Genomic DNA, 16,005 nt, shown 5'->3' with positions numbered 1-16,005 from the left:
GATAATCGTCAAGAGTAAAAATGTTTTCAGATTAACGATTAAATACTTGACAAAAGTGTCATAACGATATGATACGTTGATAACTATCTAACTGAAATGGGGCAGTCTCTTAGAACAATACGGAGTCTATGTGCTGAATAAAGACAGAGCAACTGGGGAAATTTAGTAGTGCTGTCGGTTTCATAAGTCGAGCAAGCATACTGAAAAAGGTGGATCTCACATGGATTGGACGAAGCTTGCCCACAAGAAACTACATAAATCGTTCATTGAGAGTCGGAATTCACCTATTCTTTCTACCACGGAGCTGTCAAGCAGATTACTGCATGAAGCATCGAAGAATCAACTTCTGAGTCGGCGCTTCGAGGACCACGGAAAGTTTTACAGAAAATGGATCGGCATACAGAAATTCAATTTATTCACGTTGGGGTAATATTATGGGGTTGTACTAAAACAGGGGCAATACTTTGGGCATTTGGCAGGGTAAGAGCAACTGAAGTTGTCATGATGGGCTGCAAAAGCAGAAGCAGAAGCAAATCTTCAAACATACTAGTGAAAAAATCAAAGAAAAGAACGAAAGAGAAAAATAGGTTGCCAGTTGTTACTGGTCAGCCTATTTTTTTGTTTTTTTGGTAAGTTAACACTTTTATGGGTCTAAAGGCTCTTAAACACGTTAATGAGAAACAATATTATTGTTGTACCTATGACTTTGGTAGTGAAAGAATAGGATAATTTATCTAAAGTCGCAATAAGCCTTTTTCGTTATTTCGACAAAAAATATTATAATTCTAATACTTTTCTAAACATTTTGTGAGAAAATGCCGATATAAACTTTATGTACATCGACATAATTCTACAAAATGTAGGTACTAAGTAGGAGTTTTGGAGAACTGCACTTACGTAGGAGTTGATGAAAACTATGAAAAGGGGAATATACGTTGAATAGACGTCGGAAAGCTGGATGGGCCAAGCTATTAATTGCTGCATTGCTACTACAGTACATACCGCTCTTACACGGCGGGTTGAGTGTAGCTCAAGCAGCAGGAGTGGCTAACGGAACCAACACTGTGTTGCAGAATACATACGGTCCAGCAACAAAAATTACGGATTATACATGGAGCAGAGTAACAACGAATCTTGCGCCTGCTGCTAGACAAGGTGCCTCCATGGTCTTTGACGAAATGGCTGAGAATGTGGTCATGTTCGGAGGCCAGGATAACAACAAGTTCTTCGATGAGACTTGGATATGGGATGGCAAACAAAAAACTTGGCAAGAACAACTAAGCCTTGCGAGCTCTCCTCCAAAACGCAAAGGTGCAGCCATGGCTTATGATCCAGGCACAGGGAAAGTTCTTCTATTCGGAGGCGAGGGTCAGTCCGGCGTACTGCTGGGTGATACTTGGCTTTGGGATGGTATGAACGCGACATGGGAGCAAGTTACAGGGCTTCCTGACTCCCCGACAGCTCGCGGAGGCGCTCAACTTGCCTTCGACGGCAAACAGTTGGTTCTGTTCGGCGGATATTCGGGCAGCGGAAGTTCTAAGATTCTGCAAGACGATACTTGGCTGTGGGATGGGACAGGCTGGACGGAAGCTAATCCTACTGAAAAGCCGCCTGCTGCCTATGGCGGACAGATGGCTTTTGACGGCAAAACGGCTGTACTTTACGGTGGAAATGCAGGCACTATTACGAAAGAGTATACGAGTGATGGTACGAAAGTAACGAAAACGGTCACGCACGATGACAGCTCACCATTATTGTGGAAGTGGGACGGTGAGGCAAAGTCATGGAGTTCGACGAATGGTCCTGAGGCTTATGGGCGTTGGGGGCAGGCGATGGCCTATGATGGGCGCCGCGTTGTCTTTTTTGGCGGAGAACGCGACTATGTCCATACTTATGATAACGAATTGGTTAAAAAATTAAAGCTACCATCGAGCACATACCCTCCCACGAGGGGGAGCATGGCCTACGGGTGGAATAGAAGTGTGTGGGAAACGGCTCCTTTAAAATTCTCCACGGGGGTTATGTATAAAAGTAATATGGATAAGGATGGAAAGGTATATGAAGTTCAAGGGCTTCCCAATCAGGTACCTTTCCCACTAAGTTATGCCTCCATGGCGTTTGACGGCAAAAACTTCGTCATGTTTGGCGGAAGTCGCGATCAAATTAGTATCATGGATAAAGTTTTCGGCTCAGTAGTTGATTCTGTGCCTGCAGGCAATATGAACGAAACCTGGCTGTATGGCTATACACCGCCGACAGCACCTGGTGTTAAGCTTACGGTGGATCCGATTCTTCAGTTTGATCCAAAACATACGGATGATACTGTGAGTGTAGTTACGAATGTCTATGATGATGGAACTAGAGACATTACAGCACGAGGGGTAGAGTACCGCACTTACTCAGATACGGGAGTTGGCGATTGGGTTCAAGTACCTTATACAGCTACGGAAGAAGGAACAAGCTCCTTTACAGTTGTTTTAAAAGGACTTACTTGGCATCAAGAGTATGAAACCCGTGGCTATGCTGCGAATGCAATTGGTAAAAGCTATACGGAAATAAAACGATTTATTTTGAAAGATGACCCGAATATGACGCCTCCGGATGTCGATTATGACCGCGTAGGCGCTTCGGTTTTGCACGTGAAAGACAAGAAGCGATTGGTTGCAGTCGGAGTAGGCATTCCTAATTTGCTTCGCAAACCTTTAGCAGATATTCATTACTATTTACAAAGTAAGGACGGCACCAAATATAACCTTAATTACAATGTTATTAATGAACGTCAGTTGGAATTGACCTGGAAGGATGAATTGCCGCCGGGCAAATATGATGTGCACCTGGAGCATGATTTCTATAAAGATTATGTATTCCCAGAAGGTCTTCTAATAACAGCACTAGACTTCTACAAACCAAGAAACTTCGCCAGAGTAGACGTACCTAGTACATCTGCCAGCAACGAAGTAAACGGTCTTGGTCTGCAAGGGCCGTTTACGGAAGATCCGTCAGCGCCTAATGTCTATGTACTTAATGATCCATCCGAACCAGTAGTCATCAACGACTCTGTCATGTTTAAAGGCACAAGTCTTGTCGTGGACAAAACGAAAACCCCAGCCACAATAACCGGCAACGGCCGCTTATACGTCAATGGCGGCGGAGCACTCGGTTCGAATCTGTCTTACACGATTCATGATGGACCTTTCACCATCACGTCAGACAAGTTCTCTTTCGACTTGAACGGTTCGGAAGCGACAGACTACTTGAATATGGACATGCCCGTCAAAGCAAGCTCGCTTATTTTCACAAAAGAAGGCCTGCGCCTAACTGGTGATCTGGAAATCGGCTTGCAGGTAGGCAGTCAAAAGATTAAGGAAACTGTGCCGTTTGATGGCCTGAAATTCCGTAATAACCGCTTTGATTTGTCGGGCACCTTTACGATGAAAAATAGCTTTCAAGTTGGCCCAATCAAAGCAAGTGATACCAAATTCGTCGTGGAAAGCCGCATTCCTTATGTCGGTGTTCAGGGAACAGGCAGCTTACCAGATACGAAATTAAGCTTCGATTTGAATATGAGAACCAAACAAGGACGTTTGGATAGCGTAAACTTTGGCATGTATCAGAAAGTGAAGCTGGCGTCGACAGGTCTTCAAGTCAACTATCTGTTCGGCAGCGTGGACAAACTTGCTGAGATGTCTCAGATTCCTCAAAAATTCGCTGTCACCGGATCTGTGAACGATGTTATTGTCCCTGAAATGAAGCATCCTCAGGCGAATTACAAGTTCAATCTGATCGGTACCGATTCCATTGATACGGATCTAACGACCTACGGTTTTAACGGCAGCGGAACGGAATATTACTATTGGCTGCCTGTGAAGAACATGAACATGCAAACGGTAGTGAATCCGGCAACGGCTGGAATCAAAGGATTTTCTTCACCGGGCTTTGCAACGAAAGGCGACATCAATCTTTTTGAAGTCGTCAAAGGAGCCATTGGCACGTACTCTTTTAACCAAAAAGGATTCAACGGCGCGATTAAAGGAACGGTTTATGTTCCAAAAGGCATTCCGCGTATTGGCGGAGCGACCGTGAGTAACGTTGCACTCAGTGTAAATGAAACAGGTGTATACGGGACTTTCAAACATAACGGCGTTGGCGCTAATCTGAAGTATACGTTTAATAACAATACGATTCTGTTTGAAGTGGAAGCAGAACCGCCTAAGAAGTCTTGGTGGGAAAAAGGTCTGGATTTCGTGAACAATGTTTCCGATTTTATGGACGCTGCAGAACCATGGTTGGACATTGCGGAAGAATTATTCTTAAGGAATACAGATTCGGGCAATCAGAGCAAAGAAGGCAATGAGGTAAGGATCGCTGCTGCGAATCCACTTAAGCGTGTCTTTGATCTAAGACCGGTCAGCCTGTCTTTCCAACCGGAGGAGCCAGTGCATACCGATGCGAAAGCACGCATTGTGAATGGGCAGCTTACATCACTGGATCAAACACCTTTGATCACAACGGAAACCAACGCTGCAAACGGGAAGTCGACGGCTTCTTTTGCGGTGGAACGTTCTTTCACGGCACTTATTGCCTTGACAGGAGATCAACGGGCTGCTGTTTTAAAAGCGACGGCATCGGGACAAGGTTTTGAGCAGACCTTGCGTCCAGAAATCAGCTATGATGCCGCCAGCCAAATGACCTATATGCGTGTATCCTTGTTTGCAGGCAAATGGAGTCTAACAACAAACACGAATAGTCACATTCAAGTGAATGAATTGTTATTTGCCAACGGAGCGCTGAACTTGAGTCAGTTGGCGGATCTATGGTCGCAAACACCGGATCGCTCGGTTACCTCATTTACAGTGAAAGAGCGTGGAAGCTACGTACTTAACGTTGGTGAGGCTGGGGGCGATGTTATTGTTTACAAACCAGATGGACGGCCATACAGTCTGAACACGGCACAGAACGAACCAAATTGGAATGCTTTGCGCGACGCCAATGGTCATGTGTACACGTTAGTGGATGCGGTCGAGGCCGGAACATGGATGATCAGCGCAGGCACAAGTCCAAGCGCCGTATTAAGCACAGTATCATCTAAGGTGAAAATCGAGGATGTTGCGCAGTGGGTGCAGGATCAAGCTTATCCTACCGTGTTTGATATGACCAAAACAGACAATGGTCAAGCGATTGTAGAAATTTACGGGGCCAATGAGCAGACGAAGCTGTATGCGCCAAATGGTGAATTATACAAACTTCAAACGGACCCGAGTTTGCCAGGTTTGAATGTGCTGTATGATGAATCACAGCAGAAGAAAACGTATTTGCTGGACGGTATTGATTTGAGTGGACAGTGGAAAGTTGTAAGCAGCAGTTTTACAAGTGTTGTTGCCTACAAGTCGACAAGGAAGTTTAAGTCGATTAAACCACTGACGATGGAAGGCCGATTTAGCAAATATTTTGATATCAGCGAAAAAGGCGATTATATGTTGACGGTCAGCGGCGGAAACGCCAATACCGTGATTACAGCACCTGACGGTTCGCCGTACACGCTGAACTTTGATGCTCCTGCTGGCAACGCTTATTTACAGCCGGCGTCAGACCGAGTATCAAGTGCGAGCCCAGGCGGAGATCCGCTTGAACAGACGAAGGTCTCAACACCAAATCCAGTAAACGACGGCAAGGATACGCTTTACGTGACACTCCTTAATGCGCCAGCTGGCAAATGGATGATTCAAAACGCGAAAAAAGTGGATTTGCAAATACAGAAACTAATCCCTCAGCCAGAGATTAAGGCTTCCGTGAAGACTGTAGCTGGCGCGGAAAATCGTGTTCAAGTTGCGTGGTCCATGGAGAATGCATCGTCTGATGCACAAGTAACCATGATGTTAACGGACAGCGCCGATCAATGGGTTGGAGAAGTTATTCAAAGCGGTCTGCCATCTTCCGGCAGTAAAGCTATTGATCTTCCGACTTCCATGCTGCCTGGAACTTACTATCTTTCTGTAGTAGGCGAAAGTGCAGATAAAGCACCGATCCATGTTATTGCAGATGCAACTGTTGAGGTGACTGCGCCTATTTCACTGAGCACACCTGAGCAACCTAAGGTACTTTCTACAGGAAATGGAGAAATATCCTTGCACTTTGCTTCTATTTCAGGTAATGTGACTGCTTATCGTATCTGGGTTAGTGACGGCACGAGCGGCAAAGCGGCAGTTCCGGTGATGGATATAACACCTGAAGCGGGAAGTGAGCAGAACGCCGTAATGACTGGATTAACGGCTGGAGCAACGTACCAGATTGCCGTCTCGGCTATTGGCAATGAGCAAGGGCGTGTTGTGCTCAGCCCAACATCTGCGAGTGTGACGACGGATTTGCCAGTTCCGCAACCGTCAACGTTAGCTGTGGCGCTTGACGCTGGCGCACAACCCGTGATTGAACAAACGTATACGTCATATGACGGAAATGAAGAGACGTTGTTGCTTACAACAGCTGAACAAGCCTCTTTGAAGGTGACGGCTAATCAAGCTGCAGCTATTACTTTGTTTGTGAACGGACAGCAGCTTGGCAGCAGCGAGCAAGTAGCAGCAGGTGGAACTTCCACGTTTGTTCTGCAAGATTTGCTTCAAACGGCTGTATTGAAAGAGCGGGAATATAACGTATTGGTTGAAGCCGTGAATGAGCGCGGCGACCGCAGTACGGCATACCGCAAGGTCTTCATTGACCGCACCGGACCGATGCTGATCGCTTCCGGAGGCAATGACGCACAGGGCAAGCCGATTTCGTTGAATGGTATCGTTACAGATACCAGCAGAGTTTATATCACCGGCCAAACTGACGCGGGAGCTAAGCTTGTTGTCAACGGTATTCAAGTACCGCTGGATGATAAAGGGAAATTCGACTATTACGCACCATTGGAGTGGGGAACATCGACGGATCGAGTGCAGTTCACGATGACGGCTACGGACCGGGTTGGCAACAAAACGGAGTATGGCTTTGAAGTCATTCGAGGTGTAGCTGAAGCAATTCCGGCAACCCCTAGTGATCTTGCAGCACTGACAACAGGCAACGCACAGATGCGGGCTCCGTATCAATTTGGTACAACCGCTTATCAAGCTTTAGCTTATTCGGACAACGTTCGTGTTTATGCAGTTCCGATGGCTGCTGCTTCTGTCGTGACGATCGACGGCAAGACAGTTTCTGAGAGCGGTTATGTCGATATCGCGGTACCTGTTACAGGAAAATCCGTATCCATCAAAGTGCATTCCGATAGTGCAGGAGACAAGTTCTATACGCTAAGTCTTGATGGAACAGGTTCCAATGAAGCATTGTTGGCTACATTGAAGATTACGAATGCCACGGCTTCGCAAAAAAGCGATGTGCTTCCAGCGCAAGCCTTCACAGGGGCGGAAGAAAGCTATGCTGTTTATGTGGATAACACCGTGGACACAGTAACCTTGACACCTGGTGCTATGAAAGCAGGTTCCAGCATTAAGGTAAAAGGACAATCCGTTCAGAGCGGGCAAGCATCCCAAGCGATTCAGCTGCAAGTTGGCGAGAATCAAGTTCCTGTGGAAGTTACCTCTCCGGACGGTGCGGAAACACGAAACTACCAAGTAGCCGTATGGCGGGAACCAAGCGGCAATGCGCTGTTGCAAAGCTTGGGGCTTGCTACAGACGGAGCTGATTTGTTAGCTGATTTTAACCCGGCAGTGAAAAGTTATGAGGTACTAGTGCCTTACACAGCGCTCGAGTTTAAGCTTCTGCCAGTTCCTGAACAGTCGGATGCAGAAATTCATATCGATGGTCAACAGGTAACGAGCGGAGCGGTCTTGTCCCTTCCATTTACGAAGGATTCACAGACCTATACCATTGAGGTCAAAGCTCAAGATGGGACGACGCTCACATATAACATTTCTGTATTGCGTAAGCAGACAGTGCCTGGGCAGCCGCCATTACTGGCGAGTTTGCAGGCAGGTACGATCTTGGACGGTGCTTTTACACCATACAAGCTTAAATACGGAACGATTTCAACAACCGAAAGTGCTAACGCAACAATTAAGGCGATTACCAATGATCCAGAGGCAACGGTAACGGTGCAGCATGTAAAACAAAAAGGCGGCGGCACCTTTGAACCTGCTCTAGCAATTGGCAGCAATACCATTATCGTTAATGTGGAGTCAGCGGACCTTAAGTCTTCACAGACTTATTCCATCGATGTCAAACGTATCGAGGAGTCAAGTTCTGGCCCTGACACGCGCCAAACGACGGTTGCTGGAAGTTCCGGAGGTTGGACTTTCCAAACCAACATCGTACGGACCCAATCGTCAGATGGTAAAGTGCTGGATACGGTGAAGTTGGATGGCGTGGATGCGCGTAGGATTTTGGAAAAAGCAGCACAGAATAATGACCAAGTTGCTCGCATTTATGTAACGGACTTGCCAGAAAATCCTGCGGATGAGCGGATTGTCAGCTTAAATGCAGAAACGGTTAACTTGCTTGCAGGTGGCAGCATGGCGCTGCAACTGGTGCTGCCTGACGGGCAGATCACAGTATCAGCGGAGTCCCTGAAGCAAATGAGTAAAGACGGAAAAGATGCTTATTTCCGAATTGTTCCAGTCCGTGTTGAAGCTGAGCGCAGTGAAGTAACAAAACGCGTGCAAGCTGCTGAGCTTGTGCTCAAAGATGCAGGAGATCGATCTGTCTCCATTATCGGTCAACCAGTCAAGATTGAGACAAACTATTCAGGATACAAAACGGAAGTTGTATTCCCGCTGAATAACCTCAGCCTGCCGGATAACGCAGCAGCGGCCAAACAAATTTTGGATGAGCTGGCTGTGTACATTGAACATAGCGACGGCGAAAAAGTGCTAACGCACGGAGAAATCCGTTATGATGCGGATGGCAAACCAGTCGGTATTGCTATTGAGATCAGTAAGTTCAGTACATTTACCATTATTCAGAAAAATGGAGCGAATGCACTGCAACCTTATTTATCCGGTTACCCTGACGGCACATTCCGTCCTTCACAGGCCATTACGCGTGCGGAATTGGCGATGATTTTGAATCGTATTGGCGCTGGTAAGTCCAATAATGATTCGGCTTCGGCTCAACCTAGCGGTTATCCAGACGTTGCCAAAGAACATTGGGCGGCAGAAGCCATTGCCAATATGCAGCGCGCAGGTGTGATGCTTGGCGATGACACCGGCTTCCGTCCAGATGACGCGATTACCCGCGGGGAAATGGCCAGCATTGCTGCAAGGCTGCTTCCTGCGGGAGATGCTGGTAGCGCCTATGCGGGATACAGTGATACGCAAGAGCATTGGGCTTTCGAAGCCATTAAGAAAGCTTCGCAAGCGGGCATTTTGCAAGGTTATTCCGACGGCACCTTCCTGCCGGAAAAACAATTAAATCGTGCGGAAGCAGTAACGATTTTGAACCGATTGTTTAAGCGGCCGACCGCCGATGTGAAGTCATCGAGCTGGCCGGATGTACCGCAGGAGCATTGGGCACTTCGTGAAATTGAATCAGCCTCCGGCACCGTACAAACGTTGTCTGATGGCAGTGTATACGTGGTACCAAATCATTAATAAAATTTAAACAAGAAAGCCCATGAGCATGAATTGCTCATGGGCTTTTTCGTGTGAAAACGCATGATTCTCATAACTTGTTATTTTGCTGGTAGAAGCTGCAGAGTTGGTTTAATATATGAAGTATGCGCTAACAAGTTTAAGAATTTTAACAGAAGTGAGGGAGTTATGATTCTATTTGACTTTATAGTCAATATTGCTATATTTTCACTGCTTGTCAGTACACCATTGGTCATCCGCTCGTTTATTCACCAAAAGCCGATTAAGTATTTTAGTTTGTGGGCAAGCCTTTATGCTGGGGTTGTTTCGGTTATTCTCGTCATCCTTTCTATCAAGCAGCAAGGGTATGCCTACGATATTAGATACGCGCCCGTTATTCTTGTTTTTGCCTATTTTGGGCCGATCCCTGGGGTAATAACCGGGTTATTCTCACTGCTTACCAGACTTGTTTCCGGTGGAAATTGGGCTCCGGCAATCATGGGCTGGATGATCAATATGATGATTTTGTGTGTTGTACATAAAATCATGTCTCATAGCTCACAATTCAGAAAAATCGGCTCTCTTTTTATGGCTTATGTTGCGGGATATTTGGTAACGATCCTGTCGTTTCATATTTTATTGACCGAGCCGTTATTTCATATGCAATATGTTCTGTTTGTCATGTTAGGCGTCATTTTGGGCGGCTTGCTGATCGAATCGAATGATCGGCTTTTGAGAATTAATAAGCAAAATAAATATATGGAAGCGACGCTGGAAAAAAGTGAATCGAAGTACAAGCTGATTGCTAATCATACTTCCGATTTGATCATCGTTATGGATCAAAATCATACGGTGAGTTATTTTTCTCCCTCCCATGAGCTTGTGTTAGGGTATGAACACCATGAATTAGCAGGGAATCTATTGTGTATGTTGGTGCACCCGAAGGACTTGGAAATCTTTCATCAAACGATTTCGACGATGATTGGGGGGCAGGAAGGCTATTCATTGGAAGTTCGCCTTAAACATAAAGAAGGACATTGGAAAGAGTTTGAATCACGCTGCCAGCCTGTCAAAGGTAGTCATTATGTCATCGTCATCAGCCGCGATATCTCCGACCGCAAAAAAGCGGAAGAAATTCTATTGCAGTCAGAAAAGCTTTCGATTGTTGGAGAGCTCGCGGCAGGGATTGCGCATGAAATTCGAAATCCTTTAACGACAATAAAGGGATTCCTGCAAGTATACAAAGAAGGCAATTATTCGAGAAAACACAATGAATTGCTGTTATCCGAACTCGAACGGATTGAAGCCATTACCAGCGAATTTCTTTCATTAGCCAAACCTCAATTGACACAACTTACAGTTACAGACCTACGTGAGCTTGTGGATTACACGACTGAGATTTTATCCCCTGAAGCACTCCTGAAAAATATTGAATTCCAATTGAACTACGAAGCGACACACTTCCCGATTACCGGAGAAAAAAATCAGTTAAAACAGATGCTTCTGAATATCATCAAGAACGCAATGGAGTCGATGCCTGATGGCGGAGAAATTCAAATTTGTTTGCGAAAAGACGGGGAATGTCATGGTGTGATTGCCATTCAAGATCACGGTTGCGGGATTCCAGAGGAGCTATTGCCGAAATTAGGGGAGCCTTTTTACAGTTTAAAGGAGAAGGGAACTGGGCTTGGTTTAATGATTTGCAAGAAGATTATTAAGCAGCATGAAGGTGATATTACCTATTCAAGCAAAATGAATGAAGGAACTTTAGTAGAAATTCGGCTGCCATTACTTCAAGCATGATTTAACTGATCCTAGCCATATTAATTGATGGGAGGATTGATGAATTTTGCCAACACGTACATACCTTAACGGATCAGTCCTGGTGCTTTGCCTGATATCGGGCATCGTTGATGTGATCGGCTATTTGGGACTGGGACATGTTTTCACAGCTAATATGACAGGTAATCTTGTGCTAATCGGAATCGCTATCGGGCAAGCGCAGCCGCTAGCTGTGCTTCGCTCCATTCTTGCTTTTATTGGTTTTGTTGCCGGTATCGCCCTCGCAACTGTGATCGTGAAGCGAGGTCGGGAAGAGCAGATTTGGTCTAGAGGAGTAACGGCTGCGTTAGGCAGCGAAGCTCTTCTGCTTTTAATTGCAGCTTTGCTCTCCTACGCGGGAGACAGCGACAGGAACTTATATATCCTCATTTTACTATTGAGCATGGGGATGGGCATGCAAACGACAGTCGCCAGACATTTGAAAGTGGCTGGAATTTCGACGACCGTTTTGACCAATAATCTGGCGAATGTCATTGAGGATACCATTGCTCATTTTCGCCGAGTTAATCGTTTTACTGCAGACGCATCGTTGCGCACATGGGCGGTAGCCATTTATTGCCTTGGTGCGGTAATTACCGCTGTTTTGGAACCGCACGCGCTTTTTGCGTCCATCTGGATACCAGTTGCTCTGTTGGTCGGGCTTGTGACAATGGCGGCAATTCGCTTTCGTTAAAATGATGAGAAGAACTCATACAAAGGGGTATGCATGAATAAGACAAAATTTCTGGGGCCAAAATCATACTTATTCATTTTTCCAGTGATTGCGCTAGTGATAGTTTCTGAATGCATCACCTTCCCGGCAAAAATCAACTGGCTGCTTGTCTTATTCCTCCTTTCGATAGCCATCATCGAACGGATTTATATGCATCTTTTCAATAAGATTTGGCTGCCTTATTTTATCATCGTGATCGGCCTCATTATTTTTGCAAAACACTCGATTTTATATAGTTTCTTCTACCTTATACCGGATGCGGTGATCATTTGGTTGAAAAGAAGGGTTAGCATCTGGTATGATCTGCTACCGTCCTTGTCAATCAGCTTGATTACCATTGTTTTGGGCAATTCATTTTATAATTGGACATCGCACTCCTACATCAGTCGGTTGGGAACCTTATTTCTGCTTTTTGTGGTAAACTGGGTGCTCGCTTACTTTTTCTCGTTTTTTGAGTCCGGTAAGCTGACCACCTCGCCAGTCGTTTCAACGTTCATACCGTCCTGGTTTGAAATCGGTGTCATCTTTCCTTATATGGCCGTATTCAATTATTTCAATTATCCCGTCGTCATGTCATCTTTTTTGGCGTATTTAATTGTAGTTAAAGTCTGTCATTCGAGAAGGATGCAAGTGAACGAATCACATGTCAAGCAGCTCATCTCTCTCATTGGTACAAGACTTCAGCTGCAGGTTCTATTGATGGATTTGGGCTCCATAAAGGGAGTCTATTATCCGAACAAACGTATCATTGTGATTGATCATAAACTGGATTATCCGGAGCAACTGGATACACTGGTGCATGAATGGATCCACTGCGAGTTAAGGAAATACAAAAAGTCCCCACTCTTTCTTGAGGAAATATGGGTCACGATTTTAGAAGCGGTAATCAGTTGGTATTATGTATTCAATTTAAAAAGAATTCTTACGACAGGAGGATACAAATGAGTCAGCGACTGGGTCAAGAATTAAGACGTTTGCGTAAAAAGAAAGGACTAACCTTGGAAGAAGCGGCTTCCGCGACCGGAATAACCTTACAATATATGAGTCTGCTTGAAAAAGGGCAAAGAAAATCGGCCTCGTTTGAAATCATGGCCAACATTTCAAAGTTCTACGGAATTCCATTGGACTACTTCGCCCAATTTGTTGATGATGATCAAAATGAGGTTCATAACTTAAGTGAAACTGAACTTGAAATATGGAGTGCCATCAACAATAAAGTAAAGGATGAAATCTATTATAAGAAGGGAGATTTGCTGGCGGATTGGCTTCGTTCATTTTTTCGAAAATAAGGAAGAAAGGCTTTCCTTTTTCAGTTGTGTCATGAAATTCAACTTTAGAAGATTTAAATTCATATTAATTCATCAATAGTTGAAAAATTCTTGGAAGAACTTTATAATTTAGAATAACCGTTCTTCTGAGGAGGCACTTTGTTGAATCTTAACAAAAAAATTGAGCTTGCCGTATGGTCGATCAAGATTATAGAAAGTGACACGATTTTTCCAAAAAGAGCTAACCCACTTGATTTGACCTATCCTACTCTTCAGTGCACGGATGTTACTGATGTTGAGGCAGAGTTTGTAGCGGATCCTTTCGTAGTTTCGGATGGTTCGAAGTATTATGTATTTTTTGAAGTGTTGAATAAACATTCGGAACGCGGTGAAATTGCGGTTGCTGTCAGTACGGACGGGGAACAATGGCATTATGATAGAGTTGTCCTTAAAGAGAGTTTTCACCTGTCTTATCCAAACGTATTTACATATGAGAATGACTATTATATGCTGCCGGAGTCGGCGGAAGCAGGTGGCGTATTTTTATATAAATCCATGCAATTTCCATATAACTGGGAGAGGAAAAGACAGCTGCTATCTGGCTCATTTGTGGATCCGACCCTTTTCTATCATGACCAGAAGTGGTGGATGTTCGTTGGTAGCAAAGATGGAAGAAATCTTTATTTGTTCTATGCTGACCGAATGGACGGAGAATGGGTGGAACATCCCTGTAATCCTATTATAAAAAATGATCTGCATATATCTCGACCGGCGGGAAAAGTGGTTTGTCAGGATGGGGAGATTTATCGGTTTACACAAGATGGAGTTCCATCCTACGGGAAGATGGTTAGAGCTGTTCGAATCACGAAGCTGAGTGAGACAGAGTATGCAGAGGAGGCCGTTGAGCCTGGTTTGCTGACGGGGTCGGGCCAACAGGGAAGCTGGCGGAAGGATGGCATGCATCATATCGATCATCTCCGAACGAAGGATAATAAGTGGATGATCGCGGTTGATGGGCATTTTTTAAAAGAACAGAACTATCTCGCTTGGAAGACTAAACGCTTTGTGAACAGACCTTTCTATAGCTCTTACAAGCTGTCTCGTAATATTATTAAAAAATTGCAGCTTATTGCTCAGTTATGGTAGTAACTAGCATCAAATCCGCGGAAGTCGCGGATTTTTTTTATTTATGGCTGAGTGTGAAGCAAGGAAGGTTTATTGGAATTAACTATAAATATAATCGATTTAATATATTAGACCAATAGACACTTTGAGAATATGATAAGTATATCAATAATTACCAGAACAAGAGGAGGAACAACATTACTATGTCAATTTATCACTTTCAAGCAAATTTGATAGATGGAAAGCAGGTCAATCTGTCAGACTACAGAGGGAAAGTTCTTCTCATTGTCAACACCGCAAGTAAATGTAGTTTTTCGCGTCAATTCGCTGATTTACAAAATCTTTATGAAACTCGGCGAGAACAAGGTTTTGAAATACTAGCATTTCCATGCAACCAATTTAACGAGAAAGAGCCATCCAGCAATTCGGAAGTACAGGTATTTTGCGAGAATAACTTCGGGATCACATTCCCATTGTTTGAGAAAACGGATGTAAGAGGTCCATCTACCCACCCATTATTTCAATATCTGACGCAGCAAGCACCTTTTAAAGGGTTTGATACGCTGACCAAGGATGGCCAATGGATGGACGAGTTTCTGCGTGAAAAATATCCGGACATTTATATAGGCGACGGGATCAAATGGAACTTCTCTAAGTTTTTAATTGATCGTGAAGGGCAAGTCATAGCAAGATTCGAATCAACGGTGTTGCCTTCTGAAATTGATACTAAAATTGCATCGTTGTTGTAGCATAACGAAAGCCAGCAAACTTTTGAGTTTGCTGGCTTTTTATGCAAAATCAAACTTGTTTGAAACATTTTGATTTTACGGACGTTACAGAATCCATTCGGATACTTGCTCCATCGTTCTTCTTGTTTTATCTCGCGGTTCTTTTGCCCGATAACCGAAAGCGACCATAACGCTTACTTCATACTCGTCGTCTCCGAGCAATCCCCGTTTTGCCAAAATTTCGTTGACCCTATCAGGTACGAAGCCTTCGATCGGACACGAATCGATTCCGATCATCGCCGCGGAAGTCATCATATTCCCTAGAGCGATATAAGTTTGCTTAGAAGCCCAAGCTGTTCTCGCTTGTTCGTTATCGAGATGGAACGAATCGAAGAAATCGTGCCATGCTCCCACATTGTTTCGCACCATTTCAGCGGGATATTTTTTAACTTTTGTCAGCTGTTCATAAATATAAGGGGATTCCGGGATAAGTCCTTTACGAGCAAGAATAACGACCATGTGACTCGCGGTTGGCAGTTGATTGTACGCGCCGTAAGCGAACGGCCGAAGCTCTTCCCTAAGTTCCGGATTTTGAACGACTAGAAATTTCCACGCCTCAAGACCGTTGGAGCTAGGCGATAATCTCCCTGTTTCAAGGATAAACTGGAAATCGTCTTCGGATATTTTTTGGGTTGGGTCAAATGCTTTCGTTGCATGTCTAAAATGATAGGCTTCCAGCACTTCTTTTTTTGTTGCGCTCGTATTCATGTCGC

9 protein-coding genes are annotated in these 16,005 nt (G+C 44.6%); 8 read left to right on the top strand and 1 reads right to left on the bottom strand.

The genetic code is table 11. The features are described 5' to 3' along the window. The first annotated feature begins 220 nt into the window (after positions 1-220). The 8 genes from GON05_RS39105 (at position 221) to GON05_RS31435 (ending at position 15,253) form a co-directional block, all read left to right on the top strand. Positions 221-430, top strand: a complete 210-nt coding sequence (locus tag GON05_RS39105) for a hypothetical protein (protein ID WP_157324976.1) — start codon at positions 221-223, stop codon at positions 428-430. A 505-nt stretch (positions 431-935) separates the two neighbouring features. Continuing rightward, complete coding sequence (locus GON05_RS31465) at positions 936-9,578, top strand: cadherin-like beta sandwich domain-containing protein (protein ID WP_157324974.1); 8,643 nt, start codon at positions 936-938, stop codon at positions 9,576-9,578. Between the two features lie 168 nt (positions 9,579-9,746). Further along, the gene (locus tag GON05_RS31460; RefSeq protein WP_157324972.1) at positions 9,747-11,360 is read left to right on the top strand and encodes an ATP-binding protein; all 1,614 of its coding nucleotides are present in this window, start codon (positions 9,747-9,749) and stop codon (positions 11,358-11,360) included. Positions 11,361-11,406: 46 nt separating this feature from the next. After that, positions 11,407-12,072 (top strand): YoaK family protein, encoded by a 666-nt coding sequence (locus GON05_RS31455; protein WP_157324971.1) that lies wholly within the window; start codon positions 11,407-11,409, stop codon positions 12,070-12,072. 33 nt (positions 12,073-12,105) lie between these two features. Beyond that, positions 12,106-13,056: a hypothetical protein gene (locus tag GON05_RS31450; protein ID WP_157324969.1), complete on the top strand. Its 951-nt coding sequence runs from the start codon at positions 12,106-12,108 to the stop codon at positions 13,054-13,056. Then, positions 13,053-13,400, top strand: coding sequence for a helix-turn-helix domain-containing protein (locus GON05_RS31445; protein ID WP_157324967.1), 348 nt, complete (start codon positions 13,053-13,055; stop codon positions 13,398-13,400). The genes GON05_RS31450 and GON05_RS31445 overlap by 4 nt, the downstream gene beginning before the upstream one ends. Before the next feature lie 141 nt (positions 13,401-13,541). Next, positions 13,542-14,525, top strand: coding sequence for a glucosamine inositolphosphorylceramide transferase family protein (locus GON05_RS31440; protein WP_157324965.1), 984 nt, complete (start codon positions 13,542-13,544; stop codon positions 14,523-14,525). Between the two features lie 182 nt (positions 14,526-14,707). Next, a complete protein-coding gene (locus GON05_RS31435; RefSeq protein WP_157324963.1) occupies positions 14,708-15,253 on the top strand; it encodes a glutathione peroxidase in 546 nt (181 codons plus the stop codon). 84 nt (positions 15,254-15,337) lie between these two features. Here the strand turns inward: GON05_RS31435 and GON05_RS31430 are convergent, their stop codons facing one another. Next, entirely contained in the window at positions 15,338-16,000 is a 663-nt protein-coding gene (locus GON05_RS31430; RefSeq protein ID WP_157324961.1) for an NAD(P)H-dependent oxidoreductase, read from the bottom strand. Positions 16,001-16,005 lie beyond the last annotated feature (5 nt).

Origin of the sequence: Paenibacillus anseongensis, from assembly GCF_009757995.1 — a bacterium.
Taxonomy (GTDB): domain Bacteria; phylum Bacillota; class Bacilli; order Paenibacillales; family NBRC-103111; genus Paenibacillus_E; species Paenibacillus_E chondroitinus.
The sequence above is the reverse complement of the archived record's forward strand: the minus strand, read 5'-3'. Positions and strand labels throughout refer to the sequence as shown.

Excerpts from the sequence above, each read along its gene's own strand:
- GON05_RS39105 (WP_157324976.1), top strand. The coding sequence starts at position 221 with ATGGATTGGACGAAGCTTGCCCACAAGAAACTACATAAATCGTTCATT.
- GON05_RS31460 (WP_157324972.1), top strand. The coding sequence starts at position 9,747 with ATGATTCTATTTGACTTTATAGTCAATATTGCTATATTTTCACTGCTT.
- GON05_RS31450 (WP_157324969.1), top strand. The coding sequence starts at position 12,106 with ATGAATAAGACAAAATTTCTGGGGCCAAAATCATACTTATTCATTTTT.
- GON05_RS31445 (WP_157324967.1), top strand. The coding sequence starts at position 13,053 with ATGAGTCAGCGACTGGGTCAAGAATTAAGACGTTTGCGTAAAAAGAAA.
- GON05_RS31435 (WP_157324963.1), top strand. The coding sequence starts at position 14,708 with ATGTCAATTTATCACTTTCAAGCAAATTTGATAGATGGAAAGCAGGTC.
- GON05_RS31430 (WP_157324961.1), bottom strand. The coding sequence starts at position 16,000 with ATGAATACGAGCGCAACAAAAAAAGAAGTGCTGGAAGCCTATCATTTT.